18 protein-coding genes are annotated in these 14,442 nt (G+C 43.5%); 7 read left to right on the top strand and 11 right to left on the bottom strand.

Annotated features, from left to right (window positions below):
* Positions 1-263 precede the first annotated feature (263 nt).
* Together proB and VP98_RS14655 are read left to right on the top strand one after the other, a co-directional pair.
* On the top strand, positions 264-1,379 hold the full coding sequence (proB, locus tag VP98_RS14660) for a glutamate 5-kinase (RefSeq protein ID WP_046176156.1): 1,116 nt from the start codon (positions 264-266) through the stop codon (positions 1,377-1,379).
* Between the two features lie 11 nt (positions 1,380-1,390).
* Positions 1,391-2,632: a glutamate-5-semialdehyde dehydrogenase gene (locus tag VP98_RS14655; RefSeq protein WP_046176155.1), complete on the top strand. Its 1,242-nt coding sequence runs from the start codon at positions 1,391-1,393 to the stop codon at positions 2,630-2,632.
* Positions 2,633-2,664: 32 nt separating this feature from the next.
* Here the strand turns inward: VP98_RS14655 and VP98_RS14650 are convergent, their stop codons facing one another.
* Together VP98_RS14650 and VP98_RS14645 are read right to left on the bottom strand one after the other, a co-directional pair.
* Complete coding sequence (locus VP98_RS14650) at positions 2,665-2,994, bottom strand: hypothetical protein (RefSeq protein ID WP_046176154.1); 330 nt, start codon at positions 2,992-2,994, stop codon at positions 2,665-2,667.
* Positions 2,995-3,100: 106 nt separating this feature from the next.
* Positions 3,101-3,700: a prolipoprotein diacylglyceryl transferase gene (locus VP98_RS14645; RefSeq protein WP_046176153.1), complete on the bottom strand. Its 600-nt coding sequence runs from the start codon at positions 3,698-3,700 to the stop codon at positions 3,101-3,103.
* A gap of 462 nt (positions 3,701-4,162) precedes the next feature.
* Between VP98_RS14645 and yfkAB the strand changes: the two genes are divergently transcribed.
* From yfkAB to VP98_RS14625, 4 genes are read left to right on the top strand one after another with little or no spacing between them, the layout of a single operon-like run.
* A complete protein-coding gene (gene yfkAB / locus VP98_RS14640) occupies positions 4,163-5,290 on the top strand; it encodes a radical SAM/CxCxxxxC motif protein YfkAB (RefSeq protein ID WP_046176152.1) in 1,128 nt (375 codons plus the stop codon).
* The gene (gene msrA, locus VP98_RS14635; protein WP_046176151.1) at positions 5,287-5,826 is read left to right on the top strand and encodes a peptide-methionine (S)-S-oxide reductase MsrA; all 540 of its coding nucleotides are present in this window, start codon (positions 5,287-5,289) and stop codon (positions 5,824-5,826) included. The genes yfkAB and msrA overlap by 4 nt, the downstream gene beginning before the upstream one ends.
* Positions 5,810-7,177 (top strand): aminotransferase-like domain-containing protein, encoded by a 1,368-nt coding sequence (locus VP98_RS14630; protein WP_046176150.1) that lies wholly within the window; start codon positions 5,810-5,812, stop codon positions 7,175-7,177. Before msrA ends, VP98_RS14630 begins: the two co-directional genes overlap by 17 nt.
* A gap of 19 nt (positions 7,178-7,196) precedes the next feature.
* The gene (locus VP98_RS14625; protein ID WP_046176149.1) at positions 7,197-7,478 is read left to right on the top strand and encodes a DUF6509 family protein; all 282 of its coding nucleotides are present in this window, start codon (positions 7,197-7,199) and stop codon (positions 7,476-7,478) included.
* Between the two features lie 94 nt (positions 7,479-7,572).
* Here VP98_RS14625 and VP98_RS18970 read toward each other — a convergent pair whose 3' ends face one another.
* The 8 genes from VP98_RS18970 to VP98_RS14590 form a co-directional block, all read right to left on the bottom strand.
* Positions 7,573-7,710, bottom strand: a complete 138-nt coding sequence (locus VP98_RS18970; protein WP_156151403.1) for a hypothetical protein — start codon at positions 7,708-7,710, stop codon at positions 7,573-7,575.
* A gap of 340 nt (positions 7,711-8,050) precedes the next feature.
* Positions 8,051-8,455 (bottom strand): sporulation protein, encoded by a 405-nt coding sequence (locus VP98_RS14620; RefSeq protein WP_046176148.1) that lies wholly within the window; start codon positions 8,453-8,455, stop codon positions 8,051-8,053.
* 109 nt (positions 8,456-8,564) lie between these two features.
* Positions 8,565-9,194 (bottom strand): metal-dependent hydrolase, encoded by a 630-nt coding sequence (locus VP98_RS14615; RefSeq protein ID WP_046176147.1) that lies wholly within the window; start codon positions 9,192-9,194, stop codon positions 8,565-8,567.
* A 55-nt stretch (positions 9,195-9,249) separates the two neighbouring features.
* Positions 9,250-9,549 (bottom strand): hypothetical protein, encoded by a 300-nt coding sequence (locus VP98_RS14610; protein WP_046176146.1) that lies wholly within the window; start codon positions 9,547-9,549, stop codon positions 9,250-9,252.
* 146 nt (positions 9,550-9,695) lie between these two features.
* Positions 9,696-10,043 (bottom strand): hypothetical protein, encoded by a 348-nt coding sequence (locus VP98_RS14605; RefSeq protein WP_046176145.1) that lies wholly within the window; start codon positions 10,041-10,043, stop codon positions 9,696-9,698.
* A gap of 218 nt (positions 10,044-10,261) precedes the next feature.
* On the bottom strand, positions 10,262-10,462 hold the full coding sequence (gene cspD, locus VP98_RS14600) for a cold-shock protein CspD (RefSeq protein WP_046176144.1): 201 nt from the start codon (positions 10,460-10,462) through the stop codon (positions 10,262-10,264).
* Between the two features lie 148 nt (positions 10,463-10,610).
* Positions 10,611-11,093: a hypothetical protein gene (locus VP98_RS14595; protein WP_046176143.1), complete on the bottom strand. Its 483-nt coding sequence runs from the start codon at positions 11,091-11,093 to the stop codon at positions 10,611-10,613.
* Between the two features lie 63 nt (positions 11,094-11,156).
* A complete protein-coding gene (locus tag VP98_RS14590) occupies positions 11,157-12,542 on the bottom strand; it encodes an aldehyde dehydrogenase (protein WP_046176142.1) in 1,386 nt (461 codons plus the stop codon).
* Positions 12,543-12,644: 102 nt separating this feature from the next.
* On the opposite strand from VP98_RS14590, the gene VP98_RS14585 reads away from it, so the two are divergent.
* A complete protein-coding gene (locus VP98_RS14585) occupies positions 12,645-13,244 on the top strand; it encodes a YitT family protein (protein ID WP_231584190.1) in 600 nt (199 codons plus the stop codon).
* A gap of 18 nt (positions 13,245-13,262) precedes the next feature.
* Here VP98_RS14585 and VP98_RS14580 read toward each other — a convergent pair whose 3' ends face one another.
* The gene (locus VP98_RS14580) at positions 13,263-14,249 is read right to left on the bottom strand and encodes a metal ABC transporter solute-binding protein, Zn/Mn family (protein WP_231584189.1); all 987 of its coding nucleotides are present in this window, start codon (positions 14,247-14,249) and stop codon (positions 13,263-13,265) included.
* Between the last annotated feature and the right edge of the window lie 193 nt (positions 14,250-14,442).

The following is a 14,442-nucleotide window of genomic DNA, read 5'->3' as shown; positions in this document are numbered from 1 at the left end:
AGAATAGAGCAAAAATGACGGGATTAGTAAATGGACCGCCCCCGGACCAGAGAAGGAGTTCACCGGCTGAAAGACTCCTGCGGAAAGGCACTATTGAACCTGCCCTGCTTACACATTGCTTATGAAAACATAAGCCGGCCTTCTCCGTTACAGATGCAAAGTGGGCGCTAAAGTCGCGTCAAAAAAGGTGGTACCACGGAAAGCATACCCGTCCTTTATGGACGATTTGGTGTGCTTTTTTTATTGAAAAGGAATGAATTGTTATGAAAAAACAACGTATTGTCGTAAAAATCGGCAGCAGCTCGCTAACGGATAACAGCGGAAATATTGTTGAAGAAAAAGTGGCCGATCATACGGCTGCCATTGCGGCTATGAAGCAGGCAGGCCACGAAGTTATTGTCGTTTCTTCCGGCGCTGTTGCTGCCGGCTTTCGGGCGCTCGGCTATGCCGCCCGCCCGAAAGTAATGGCTGCCCGCCAGGCATCTGCCGCCGTCGGGCAAAGCCTATTAATCCAGCGGTATATTTCTCACCTGTCACCAAAAGGTATAACCGCTGCCCAGATGCTGTTAACAAAAGGAGACTTTTACTCCAAAGGTCGTTTTCAAAATTTTTACACAGCAATGACAGAGCTGTTAAACCGCGGCGCTGTTCCGATTATTAATGAAAATGATTCTATTTCTATTGAAGAGCTGACGTATGGAGATAACGACATGCTCTCAGCACTGGTCAGCGGATTTTTGCAGGCGGATGGGCTCGTCATTTTAACTGATATTGACGGCCTTTATGACAGCAACCCCAAAACCAATCCAAATGCAAAGCGGTTTAATTTTGTGCCGGAGATTTCCGAAGAAATGCTGCAGGCAGCGGGCGGAAGCGGATCATCCGTCGGCACAGGCGGTATGAAATCAAAGCTCCTGGCTGCTGATAAAGCCCAATCTCTTGGCGTATCCGTCTTTATCGGCAATGGCGCGGGCGAGCGAAAGCTGCTTGATATTATGGAAGGAAAAGGCTCTGGAACTTATATCGGGTCGCCGATGCAGCCGCATATGCAGCGGAAAAAACAATGGCTTGCCCACCACGCGAAGCCCTCGGGAACCATTATTGTGGACTCAGGAGCAGAAAAAGCGGTGATAAAAGGCGGAAAAAGCCTTCTTCCAGTGGGCATTACCTCTATTGAAGGCTTATTCGACGCCCTGGATGTGGTGGATGTCCGCAATCAAAACAAAGATCTTCTCGGGCGGGGACAAGTCTTTTATTCTTCCGTTGACCTTGAGAAGGTAAAAGGGCTGCCCGGCCCAGAAGCAAAAGCTTATTCCATTAACGAACGGGCCGAAGTCATTCACCGTGATAACTGGGTTACCTTAAAAAATGAAGGATAGGAGTGGGAGAAATGAGTGAACTTTTACAAAAAGCAGAGCTTTTAAAACAAGCTTCCTTTCAAATGGCGACAAAATCAACAGCGGAAAAAGATGAAGCGCTTTTGCTGATTGCAGAGGCATTGATCGATGAGACACCGGCAATTTTAGCCGCAAATGAACAGGATATGGCCGCCGGCCGCAAAGCAGGTTTTACGGATTCTTTGCTGGACCGTCTTCAGCTGACAGAAGAGCGAATCCACGCAATTGCCGAGGCTGTGCGCCAGTTAACGAAATTAGAAGATCCAATTGGCGAAGTGGTGGAATCATGGACAACTGAACACGGTCTTTATATCGAAACGATTCGGGTGCCGCTCGGAGTTGTAGGAATGGTTTACGAGGCCCGTCCAAATGTTACGGTGGATGCTGCGACTCTTTGTTTAAAAGCTGGAAATGCGGTGCTGCTGCGTGGAAGTACATCTGCTCTTCAGTCTAACAAAGCGCTGGTGTCTGTCATGAAACAGGCACTGAAAAAATCCCCCCTTCCATCTGACGCCCTTCAGCTTTTGGAAGATACAAGCCGCGAGACTGCAGCAGAAATGTTTAAATTGAATAATTACCTGGACGTATTAATTCCACGCGGCGGAGCCGGATTGATTCAATCTGTTATTGCGCAGTCTACGGTTCCTGTTTTAGAAACCGGCGTTGGCAACTGCCATGTGTTCATTGATGAATCAGCGGAAAAAGAGATGGCTATTAATATTGCTTTAAACGCAAAAACGCACCGTCCATCAGTATGTAATGCTGCGGAAAGCCTGCTCGTTCACCGCAATTGGCCGTATCAGAGAGAATTGTTTGAAGCCCTTAAGCATGCAGGTGTGGAAGTCCGCGGCGATAAGGATTTGACTGACACCTATGGCTATGTTAAACAAGCTTCAGAAGAAGACTGGGGGCAGGAATATCTGGCTATGACGCTCTCTGCAAAAATGGTTAATGATACACAGGAAGCAGTTCAGCATATTAACCAGTATGGAACAAAGCATTCAGAAGCCATTGTTACCGAAAACGAGGAAAATGCCGATTTCTTTTTCCGGGGCATTGATGCTGCTGTTCTGTACCGTAACGCTTCGACACGGTTTACAGACGGCGAGCAATTCGGCTATGGAGCAGAAATTGGCATCAGCACACAAAAGCTTCATGCCCGCGGGCCAATGGGGTTAAAAGCCATTACAACCGTAAAATCACTTGTTCGCGGCTCAGGACAGGTGCGAAATTAATAAATAAAAACAGCCGGGACTCCCGGCTGTTTTTACATAAATGCTTTATCGATATAATTGCTTTCTTTTAAAACGAAGCCGTTTTCTACCAGTGACTCCCATAATGCACGGTCAACAGCATAAGGTGACTGATTCTGCAGCTGTTTTAATGCTTGTTTTTCGAAAGTAAAGAAATAAGAAAAGCCATCAACAAGAAAAAAACCGCCTACATCCTTTGAGTGCTTTTCCCAGTTAAATAAAAGGATAGGCTCGTTTCCCCAGTCAATCAGCTGTTTTTCCATACAGTTGATAACATGAAAAAAGAAACTTTCCTGATCCATTACTTTTGCCAAATATCCGCGCAGCATTCCTGATGTATTCATATATTGCAGCCCCCTATTACCCTTATGTATCGTATAGTTATTTATTCCCCTTTTTTCTTTATTTAAACGAAAAAGCGCATCGAATTCGATGCGCTTTTTCAATCTTTTATTTTACTTCATTAATAACAAGCTGTTCTCCGTTTTCTACATAAACAAATGTGACATTTTCACCCGGTTCCATTGCCTCAAACTTGGCCATCATGTCACTGTCAGCTTCTACTTGATAGGCAGCCGGCACGCCATCGACCTCAATCTCGACAGTATGAGGATCAGCAAGTCCGTTAAATGTGCCTGTTGCTTCTGTTGCTTCAGAAGATTCTTCTCCTGCATTTTCCACATTTTCTTTTACCTCATTAGCACCATCTTCGACTGCTTCACCCATATCGGCTGCTCCTTCTTCAACTGCATCTGCTGCGTCTCCTAGGCTGTCCTCCGCTTGCTCTACCGCTCCATCCACTTCTTCAGCTGCATTATCTGCTGCATCAGATGCAGTGCCTGCTGTATCTTCAGCTGTGTTTTCAGCCGTCTCGTCTGCTTGTCCTGTCTCTGTTTCTTCTACTTCCGTCACTTCCGGCTGTTCTTCCGGTGCGGCTGTTTCCTCTACTGTCTCTTCTTCTGGCGTGGCATTCTCAGAATCCGCTGAGCAGCCTGCAAGCATTCCTCCGGCAAGCAGTGCAGCTCCCATAAATCCTGTTACCTTATTCATTATGTATTCCTCCTTACATGTTGTTACCACACATGATACCTGTTTTTTCTATTAAAGAAAAGTAATATGGCAATAACATGCAGGAAATGAACGCTTTATCCTATTGTGCTGATTCTGCCAGTCAAGGCGGATCGGACCGGTATGTTTTTTTAAAGGGACCAAAGATAGAATGTCTCTGCCATTTGAAGCTGAACAGTTGTATGCCTGTTGCGTTTGTGTCGTTGCTATACCGCCATGCACTGATTTGTTCAGGTTGATAAAGCAGGATTGTCCCTCTTCTTTTGCCCATTCAAGCACCTCTTTTATTTGATAAAATGATAATTCTGCTACTTTCTTTATCATACGAACTGGATATGAATAATATGTGAATATTTTCTAAAGAATTGTAAATTCACCTTTCTTTTTTCATTTCCATCAAAAAGCGGTATAATTACATGTTGAAAGAAAACGAGGTGTTTGAACATGAAAAAAAAGATTTCCCCTGCTTTTGATCCATGGGAAAGCTATATAGATATTGATCAGGCAGGAGCTGCCCGGCTGTCTAATATTGAATTTACGACGACCACACTTTGCAATATGAGATGTGAACATTGTGCGGTAGGCTACACACTTCAAACAAAAGACCCGGAGGCATTGCCACTTTCTCTGCTGCTGTCCCGCCTTGAAGAAATTCCGGACCTTCGCTCATTAAGCATCACCGGCGGCGAGCCCATGCTTTCCAAAAAGTCGGTTAATGAGTATGTTCTTCCACTTTTGCAATACGCCCATAACCGTGGCGTTTATACGCAAATGAATTCTAATTTAACCATTGATGCTGAACGTTATGAAAACATTGCGCCTTACCTTGATGTTCTTCATATTTCGCATAATTGGGGGACTGTGGATGATTTTGTAGAAGCAGGGTTCGCTAATATGGAACGAAAGCCATCCTACAGCCAGCGTGAAAAATTGTTTAACCGAATGATAGAAAACAGCCGCATTTTATCCGAAGCAGGTGTTACGGTATCTGCGGAAACGATGCTGAATAAAAGGACTCTCCCTCACCTTGCCTCCATTCATCGGCAAATTACTGATGAAATGAAGTGCACCCGGCATGAAATACATCCGATGTATCCAAGTGACTTTGCGAGTGCATTAGAATCATTGACACTAACTGAAACACGCGAAGCAATCCACAGGCTGCTTGATGTTCGAAACCCTGACGTTTGGATGCTGTTCGGTACACTTCCATTCTTTGCATGCAGCCCGGATGAAGAGAATCGTCATTTAGTTTACCGGCTGCAAAATGAGCCGCTTGTCACAGTCCGGAATGATCCGGACGGCCGTTCAAGGTTAAATGTTAATATTTTCACAGGTGAAGTGATTGTGACTGATTTCGCAGATGCGCCTTCTCTTGGCAACATTCAAAGCCACACGCTGCAGCAGGCTTTTGATGCCTGGTCCGGCTCGGCACTAGCAAAAGAGATTAGCTGCCATTGCGCCTCCGTTCGATGCCTTGGTCCGAATCTGCTTGTGAAAAAAGCTTATTACCCCGATGCAGACTTTTTGACTCGAAAAGCTTATCAAGAAAGAAAGGAAGTGCAGCAATGAAAAAAGAAAAAGCTATTTTTGCCGGCGGCTGTTTCTGGTGTATGGTCAAGCCGTTTGATCAATGGGAAGGGATTGAATCGGTCATATCCGGCTATACGGGCGGCCACGCTGCCAATCCAACATATGAACAGGTAAAATCGGGCGACACCGGCCATAAAGAAGCGGTCGAAATAACATATGATGCTGATATTTTTTCATACGATCAACTTCTCGACATTTACTGGCAGCAAATCGATCCGACCGATGATGAAGGCCAGTTCCAGGATCGCGGCGAATCGTATCGTGCGGTTATCTTTTACACAACCGAAGAGCAAAAAGCGGCAGCGGAGCGCTCAAAGCAGAAACTGTCAGAAAGCGGGTTATTTAAAAAGCCGATCGTAACGCCTATTTTGCCGGCCTCCGCTTTCTATCCGGCAGAAAACGATCATCAAAATTTTTATAAAACTCACAAGGACGAATACGAAGCAGATCGGAAGCAGTCCGGGCGGGATGAATTTTTAAAGGAACATTGGCCTGAACATGAAGCGAAGTATTAAATCGGATGCAGTTGCCGGCTGGATTAAAGAACAGATTGAAGGGGGCAGATGGTCTCTCGGCACGAAAATCCCGAGCCAGCGGGTTTTGGCTGAAGAATTGTCTGTTAATCGAAGTACGGTAGTTGCCGCGCTGGAACAGCTAAAAACAGACGGCATTATCCAGGGAATTATGGGGAAAGGAACTATAGTAGCAAACAATACCTGGTCTTTGCTTGCTTCCCTTCCTTCTGACAACCAGCGTGCTTCTCAAGCAGCACACTCGGGCATTATTGACTTGAGCCGTGGGGAACTGGCGGAAGACGTATTTCCGGAAAATTATTTGAATGATGTGCTTGGACGCCTGACAGGAAAAATCAACACGCTCGGCTACGAGGAACGAGCCGGGTATGAGCCGCTGCGCGAAGCTATTGCCAGCTATATGAGCCGGCAGGGGACTCCTGTTTCTCCTTCATCGATTCTGGTTGTTTCTGGAGCCATGCAGGGATTTCAGCTGATTGCATCCGGTCTGCTTGAACAGGGTTCCTCTATCCTGCTTGAAGAGCCTTCTTATTTATACTCCATTCATACCTTTCAATCGCTTGGTATGACATTAAAAGGAATTCCTATGGATCACGAAGGTCTTTTGCCGAACTCATTGCAATCTGTGTGGGCGTCCGGGCAAAAGGGAGCTCTTTACACAATTCCATGCTTTCATAATCCCACCGGCGTTTTAATGAGTGAGGCGAGAAGAAAAGAAATACTTTCGTACTGCAGTGCGAACAGGCTGCCGATTATTGAGGATGATATTTATCGGGACCTGTGGCTGGATACGCCTCCCCCCCCTTCTCTTAAATCACAGGACAGCGCAGGAAATGTTCTTTATATTGGCAGCTTGTCCAAAACATTAAGCCCCGGGCTTCGTATAGGCTGGATTGCAGGATCGGATTCCGTCATAGAACGCCTGGCCGGTGTAAAAATGCAGGCGGATTATGGAACGAGCTCATTATCGCAGCGGGTGGCCGCTGAATGGCTCGGTGAAGGCCTTTATGAACATCACCTTGAATATGTGCGCAAAGAATTGAAAAAGCGGCGCCAGGCAGCTTCTGCCTCCCTGGAGCGGCATTTGTCGGATTTAGCAGAGTGGACTATACCGGACGGCGGTTTTTTTATCTGGCTTCGCCTGAATCAAAATATTTCATTAAAGGAATTATACACAGAAGCATTGAATGAAGGAATTTTGTTTCATCCGGGCAGTATTTATACAGAGGGTTCATCACGCGCGATCCGGCTGTCTTTTGGCTACGCAAGCCCCGGGCAATTTGAAGAGGGAGTTAAACGAATGAGAAAATGGATTATCGCATTATCCAAATAAACTGAGGAGGAAACACAGCATGATCATTACAAACCATACGGTTGAAAAAATCGATGATCCATTTGGTATTTTAGAAGGGGATCGTTATGAATTTCATCTTTTCGCAGCAGTTGATGAGGAAGACGAGCTGTACTCACCAGAAGGCTTCTACATTCGTGTACTGTATGCTGTAACAGAACCCGCGCAAAAAATCGCCGGATTGTTTTTGCACAACCGTGCGGATGACAGTGTACTGGATTTTGAACTGGAAGAAGATGAAATAGAACTTGTCCGTGAATACTGCGCCGCCCATTTAAATTAAAGCATGAATAACCCCGTCTGAGCTTTTTTTGCTGACGGGGTTTTTTAGACGGCATCTTCGCTGGCAGTTTGCGTATTCCTCATTCCTTTCTTTTTTAAATGGCTTTTTGAACAAATAACTTGATCTGGTCTTCGGTTAAATTGTGCATAAATCGATAAAATGGAATACTTTTTATTCCATAGTTTTCACATTTTTTCTCATAATATCGATATGCTTCCTGATACAATTCCATAAAATTCTCCCCTTTCTGTTATATAACAAATTAATTTTATTAAAACTAATATATAACACACGAGTGGTGTTGTCAAACAAAAATCAGAAAATTCATTCTGTTTTTTGTTTATACAAAAGAAGTTGCCTGCTTCTTTTCTTCAGCTGGCTCCGATCCTGCAAGAATCCAGCAGCTTAGCGGGCTGTGAACTGGCAGCTTTGCTTTTCTGCTGGAGCCTTCACTGCCAGTCCTTCTTCACCCGTTCTTATTTAGGAAATGCTGCAGTTCTTGCCTGGAACAGACGCTGTTATTCTGTACTTTTTTAAAACTGCAATAGAAAAGCGAAAACATTTCTTATTTTTTATTGAACAATAATCTGATCTTCATCTTCCGGGTCAACAGCCTGGTCAATAAATACTTTTGTCTTGATATACCATTTATGTGACCCATCTGTTAGAGGGCCATTATCAGGGATTTTTATCAAAAATGGAATTGTCTCGGATTCACCTGCTGCTATATTGCGGTTTATTTGAATATTTATCTCTTCAATATCTTTATCATGCCAGGAGAAATCACTATCCTCTTTTACTTCTTCATACTGCATGTAAAGCAATACTTGAATTTTTTCAACTGGCTCATCTGCCTGGCCGCCTTTAATAAGGATGTTTCCCTTTACTGTTTCACCCGGTGCAGCTATTTGTTTTTCCAAAACAGTATCTACTTTTACACTGTCGATTCCAATACTTGAGAAAAATTCTTTCCACATAATTAAATCCCCCGCTTGCTTTTTATTTTTATTCCCACATTTTATTGTTTTAATAATCTTTTTATGTTTTATTTTTATTTGAATTTAACACATAGTGTAATTATAAAAATTAAAATTCTTTTTTCCATAACGGGTAAAAAAACTTGGTTCCTTTTTTATTAGCCGGCAGCATTTTCATATCTGCCAGCAAGTGCGAAATATAGCTTAGCACGAGAGCAGCAAGCAGTCCGTTGATCGGGTAAGCCCGCGTAATTTCAGCAGCAACAAAATAAAACAGGATAATGCCGATAATAGAATGAGTCCAGGTTCGATGTGAAACAACTGAAGCAAATAAAATAAACAGCCCTATGTACATAATCCAGACTTCATTTATATACCAGCCGACATATACAACAAGTGCTCCTGTAAAAAAAAGCATCATTCTTTGTTTAATAAACAGCCTGGGCAGCATCAAAAGTGCGACGCTTGCTGTGAAGCCGGCCGCCTGTTTGACACCAAAAAGCAGAAAATAGCTGTAAAGAGCAAGCAGCAGGCCGGCCGCCGCAAAAAATAAAATAAGCCATTTTTTTTCAACAGTTATTTTGTTCGCGAGTTTTCCATTTACATCAAGATCCGGCACTAATGCAGAAACGGCACCCACACCAGTGAAAAGTGCCGCTTCCACCAGCGAAGACTGCATCCAGACACCCACTCCAAAGCCTGTTGCTGCCCCAATGATCATATGTGACGATCCTTTCATTTCCTCACCCTTTCATCATGCAAAAAGCCGCCTGGAATGAGGCGGCTGTAAAGTATTATGAATGTCCAATCACTCGAAGAAGCCAATCTTGTACCCCTTCAATATGTTCAGCTGAAATCTCCATTTCACATAAAACAGCGCCTCTTCCGATAATTTTCAGCACCGGCACAATAGCTGGTTTTTTTGGATTATATGAATATACAATTGTATCCACATGGTTAATTGGTATGCGGGTATTCGTTACCATTCCAGTGCTTTTTAAATATCCATTTTCAATTTTGATGCTATTTTTCTTCCAGCAATACGACGTTTCTGTAATTACTGCTTCTTCCTGACTTTCTGTAAAGATTGCCATCCTTATCGATAACCCCTTTTTTGTTCGCCATAACTACTATAAAATAACAGCTTCTCTCTCATTTGTAAACAGTGATTTTATGTTTACATAATAAAATTATTGTATACTTATTTTAGATCAAAAAGAAAAACGGATCTTTATCCGTTTTAAATCACTTTTGCTTTAATATGGACGTTTGGATTTTGCACTTTTACTGATTTAACAAGCCGGCCTGGATTGCGCAGGATAAAAAAATAAGAAACATTGGATCGTGTATAAACGGCTACCCGCTTTTTTTTCATATATGCACGTACAATATATTTTTCAAAAAAGGACGCATCTTCTGACACTTCGTCCATTTCAAATACTTCAACTATCTCTTTTAACAGAATAGATGTTTCCTGGCTGCCTGTTTTTACAACCAGCCTTCCTTCTTTTATTTTGTAGCCAGAAAGAAGCCGGCTTCCCAGCATAATCCCGACGATAACCGCTGCCGCTGCTGCAATATAAATCATCCTTAACCTCCTGATTGCTTTTTGGTCATTTTCCGCCCTCCTTATTTTACTCGTTTTTATTAAAAAAACCCCTGTTTTCAAACTGGAAATATAGCATTTTTGTGACAAATTCGCTTCATTGTATTGACAACGTTTGCAAAGTATGCGTTTTCAAAATTTGAAAAAGAAATGAAAAACAGGTGAAGCGTTAGCTCCACCTGTTATGGTTTTAATCAGAATTAGTGTTTTTCTACGTTAGCAGCTTGCGGCCCACGTGGTCCTTCAACTACTTCAAATGTCACGTTTTGGCCTTCTTCAAGGGATTTGTAACCTTCACCTTGAATAGCTGAGAAATGAACGAATACATCGTCCTGTCCTTCAACTTCGATAAAACCGAAGCCTTTTTCTGCATTAAACCATTTTACTTTACCTTCTAGCATGTTATGTCCTCCTCGCGCTAAATACGCAAATCTTTTCTTGCTGTTTGCTGCTATTTCAAGATGAAACACATAATGTGATTCCTTTTGAAACGAACGAACAACTATCCTTACTATATCATCTTTTTCCGAGGCATGCAACCGCAATCTTTCAATTTTTCTCAATTCCCAGTGATCTTGAAATATACAAAAGGTGGGCGGGAAAATCCCATTTAATCGTTCGGTCTGGATAAACCCATATACGGATAATATCCAATTTATCAAGGCCTCCTTCAAGCTTTGAGACAATCCATTTCATACGGTCAAGGCCAGGGTTCGCCATAATAAATAAGCTTGGGCTTTCAGCTTCTCCCTGTACCCGAATCAGTTTTTCAATTTGATCCCCGGTATTTCCGCGCAGCTGGTTATTATCATATACCATGCCTTCCTGCTGGCGCTTTCCGCGTGATCCTTTGCATTTTATATATGCTTTCCATTCTTCCTTGGATGCAGCCAGGTCATGGCCTCCCGCCTGTGTTTCTACTTGAACAGTCCAGCCCTGGGCTGTTAAATACTCCGACACTGCGGTTATCACTTCTTCCTGCGTTAAAACAAACTCATCCGGCACTTTTAATCGGTCGAGGCTGATCGGCACACGTCTTCCCTCCCACTCTTCTTTCTATTAATATATATTCTACTTTTTATTTTTATTTCCCTGCTAGCGCAAGATTTTCCGAATTGTACTAACACGATTTTCGTAAGGTGGATAAAGCAGGTCTATTGGAAGCGTCGTTTTCTTCCGCATAATACTTTTTTTATGTGAAAAAAGATCAAAGCTTGATTTTCCATGGTAAGCATTCATTCCCGATGACCCCACTCCTCCAAACGGCAGATAGGGGCTTGATACGTGAACGAGTGTGTCGTTGACGCTTGCACCTCCAAATGGAATGGCCGTTAACACTTTTTCTTCCACTGATTTTTCTTTAGAAAAGACATAAAGCGCCAGCGGCTTAGGCAGCTTCTTCACCTGTTTAACGGCTCTGTTCAGTTCATTATAAGAAAGAACCGGCAGTATGGGTCCAAATATTTCTTCTTCCATCAACGCATCATCCCAGGCCGCTTCGACAATAGTCGGCTCAATAAATAAATCCTTTTGATCTGTTTTGCCTCCATAGAGAATAGTTCCGTCTGTCCGGGAAAGCATTTTAGCCAGGCGGTCAAACTGACTTTTATTCACGACCCGGCCAAAGTCTTGGCTCTGCTGCGGCTCTTTTCCATAAAAGTCAAACAAAGCAAGCGCCAGTTCATGTAAAAAGGGCTCTTTTACATTTTCATGAACCAGTACGTAATCCGGCGCTACACATGTCTGGCCTGCGTTCGAAAATTTCCCCCAGGCAATGCGCCTTGCTGCCTGCTTTAAGTCGGCTGAATAATCAACAAATGCCGGGCTTTTCCCACCAAGCTCCAGTGTAACCGGAATAAGCTGCCTGGCAGCTGCTCCCATAATCACTTTTGCCGTCCTGGGACTCCCCGTAAAAAAAATATAATCAAACGGTTCCTCCAATAAAGCAGTGACCATTTCCTTCCCGCCTTCCTGTACACCGATAAACGCTGGATCAAACACTTCTTCAAGGAGGGTTTTTATCACGGCTGCTGTATGAGGAGTGCTTTCTGACGGTTTTACAACAGCTGTATTCCCTGCTGCAATCGCGCCAATAAGAGGTTCCATAACCAGCTGGAAGGGATAATTAAACGGCCCAATAATTAAAACACTCCCGTATGGCTCCGGAATAATATAGCTTTCCGCCGGCTGCTGGTGGATAGGTGTTTTTACTTTTTGAGCAGCAGCCCATTCCGGCAGATGGCGAATCATAAAACGAATGCTTTCATATAAAAATCCGATTTCTGTTGTGTAAGCTTCAAACTTATTTTTGCGCAAATCTAAATACAGTGCTTTCATTATGTCATCTTCGTATTTTTTTATTACCTGTTTTAATTCTTTTAAACGGCTGATCCGCCATTGAACATTCCTTGTCGTTTCTGAATCAAAAAATTCCTGTTGTGCTCTGATCATTTCAGCAATATTCACACGCACCATCTCCATTTATGTATTTTCTTTATTTTATCAATGCCTTTTTAGAGCGTCAAAAATACCCCTTCATTTTTTTCGTTGAATGCGTTATGATCACAAGCAGAGGTGACAGTTGTGAAAGTATTGTTTTGGACAGCCGGAGCTGCTATTCAGGCTGCGGCAATGTCGGTGTTTTTATTCCCTCATGCCGTTTCATCGGGGGGTGCAGCCGGCATCAGTATTTTAATGCATTATTTATTCGAGGTTCCTTATGCAGCATCGATTTGGGGAGTAAATGCGGTAATGATTGTGCTCGCAGTAAAATGGCTTGGCTTAAAAACGGCGGCCGCTACCATGTATTGTGTGACGGTTACCGCAGCGGCCATTGATTTTTTAACGCCATTTTTCCCCGTCCCGCCAGGAACCATCTGGATGGACCTTCCTGCCGGCGCCCTTCTTTTTGGGATTGGTCTCGGCATTTTATTTAAATCAGGCGCTTCTTCCGGAGGAATGGATATTGCTGCTCTTATTTTGTCAAAATGGCGCAATTGGCCGCCAGGACGCTCTCTTTTTTATATTAATACGGCCATCTTAATTGCAACGGGGCTTGTCGTTGATGTAAGAACTATTCTTTATGCGGTTGTCTGCCAGTGGCTGGCTTCCCGCATCATTGATATAATTCAGTCCTTCTCCATAGAGGCTATGCGCAAAAAGCCGCTTCCTAATAAGCAGTAGCTTCAGGAAGCGGCTTTTTTATTCACCCATTGCGGTTTTCAAAGTCTCTATATTTTGTTTCATAATCGACATATAGTCTTTCTTCGCTTCTATATCCTCCTCCGTTAATACAGCCAGGTTATGAAGCCGGAGAGATTCTGCCCCAATTTCTTTTTGAAGAACTTCCGCAATTTTCGGCGTCACATTCTGCTCAAAAATCACATAGCGGATATTGTGAGCCTCCGCCGTGTCAGCCAGCTCTTTCAATTCTTTTTGGGACGGTTCATCTGTAGGAGACAGGCCGGCAATGCTAAGCTGTTCAATGCCGTAGGATTTTTCCCAGTATCCATAAGCCGCGTGGGAAACAAGAATTTCTTTTTTGGCTGCTCCATCGACTGCTGCATGAAAGTTTTTATCAAGCTGCTCAAGCTCAGCTGCCAGCGCATTGTAGTTTTCATCATACAGCGCTTCTTCATCTGGGTTCAGCTTTATCAGTTCCTCTTTCACCACTGCTGCCATCTGTTCAGCTAATAGCGGATCAATCCAAATATGAGGGTCTGTACCGCTATGGTTATGTCCGTCCCCATGGCCCGCTTCATCTGCATGTTCCTCTTCGTGGCTGTGTTCTTCTTCGCTGTGTTCGTGCCCTTCTTCAATTTCAACCTGCTCTCCAACGCCTATAATCGATACATCTTCTCCTGAAAGTGTTTCTTCTACTTTTTCTGCGAATGGCTCAAGCCCCAGCCCGTTATATAAAAACAAGTCGGCTTCCGCAATATTAAGAATAGTTTTTGATGTCGGTTCATACGTATGCTCATCAGCTCCTGCCGGAAGCATGCTTTCCACTTTAACCGTGTCACCGCCAATTCGTTCAGTAAAATATTCGAGTGGATAAATCGTTGTATAAACGGTTAAATCCCCGCCAGCACCTGTTGTTTCCTGCTTATCCTTTGTTGCGCTTTCTTCATTCCCGCAAGCCGCAAGGGCCAGTGTCAAGCCTGCAGCTGCTAATATCCATTTTTTCACGTTTCGTTCCTCCATAATTAAGTGTGTCTTTATAATATAGTAATGATTACGATTTGTAAACAGTAATTATTACGATTTAAAAAAGCATCCACCAAAAAGGTGAACGCTCGAGAGTGTAGACAAAGTTAGAACTCAGGCTGATTGAAGGCGCCTGTCTTTCCAGGAACGCGGCCGGCTGGGAAGCGGAGTGACC

This window comes from Domibacillus indicus (assembly GCF_000970685.1).
Lineage (GTDB): Bacteria > Bacillota > Bacilli > Bacillales > Domibacillaceae > Domibacillus > Domibacillus indicus.
Note: the sequence above shows the minus strand (reverse complement) of the source record. Positions and strands in the feature narration are given on the sequence as shown.

What these genes read in the sequence shown, in the direction of transcription:
- VP98_RS14620 (WP_046176148.1), bottom strand. Translation starts at nt 8,455, where the DNA reads ATGTGGAAAGAATTTTTCTCAAGTATTGGAATCGACAGTGTAAAAGTA.
- VP98_RS14590 (WP_046176142.1), bottom strand. Translation starts at nt 12,542, where the DNA reads ATGGAGATGGTGCGTGTGAATATTGCTGAAATGATCAGAGCACAACAG.
- VP98_RS14655 (WP_046176155.1), top strand. Translation starts at nt 1,391, where the DNA reads ATGAGTGAACTTTTACAAAAAGCAGAGCTTTTAAAACAAGCTTCCTTT.
- VP98_RS14625 (WP_046176149.1), top strand. Translation starts at nt 7,197, where the DNA reads ATGATCATTACAAACCATACGGTTGAAAAAATCGATGATCCATTTGGT.
- VP98_RS14610 (WP_046176146.1), bottom strand. Translation starts at nt 9,549, where the DNA reads ATGGCAATCTTTACAGAAAGTCAGGAAGAAGCAGTAATTACAGAAACG.
- VP98_RS18970 (WP_156151403.1), bottom strand. Translation starts at nt 7,710, where the DNA reads ATGGAATTGTATCAGGAAGCATATCGATATTATGAGAAAAAATGTGAA.
- proB (WP_046176156.1), top strand. Translation starts at nt 264, where the DNA reads ATGAAAAAACAACGTATTGTCGTAAAAATCGGCAGCAGCTCGCTAACG.
- VP98_RS14650 (WP_046176154.1), bottom strand. Translation starts at nt 2,994, where the DNA reads ATGAATACATCAGGAATGCTGCGCGGATATTTGGCAAAAGTAATGGAT.
- VP98_RS14605 (WP_046176145.1), bottom strand. Translation starts at nt 10,043, where the DNA reads ATGATTTATATTGCAGCAGCGGCAGCGGTTATCGTCGGGATTATGCTG.
- VP98_RS14645 (WP_046176153.1), bottom strand. Translation starts at nt 3,700, where the DNA reads ATGAATAAGGTAACAGGATTTATGGGAGCTGCACTGCTTGCCGGAGGA.
- cspD (WP_046176144.1), bottom strand. Translation starts at nt 10,462, where the DNA reads ATGCTAGAAGGTAAAGTAAAATGGTTTAATGCAGAAAAAGGCTTCGGT.
- VP98_RS14615 (WP_046176147.1), bottom strand. Translation starts at nt 9,194, where the DNA reads ATGAAAGGATCGTCACATATGATCATTGGGGCAGCAACAGGCTTTGGA.
- yfkAB (WP_046176152.1), top strand. Translation starts at nt 4,163, where the DNA reads ATGAAAAAAAAGATTTCCCCTGCTTTTGATCCATGGGAAAGCTATATA.
- msrA (WP_046176151.1), top strand. Translation starts at nt 5,287, where the DNA reads ATGAAAAAAGAAAAAGCTATTTTTGCCGGCGGCTGTTTCTGGTGTATG.
- VP98_RS14630 (WP_046176150.1), top strand. Translation starts at nt 5,810, where the DNA reads ATGAAGCGAAGTATTAAATCGGATGCAGTTGCCGGCTGGATTAAAGAA.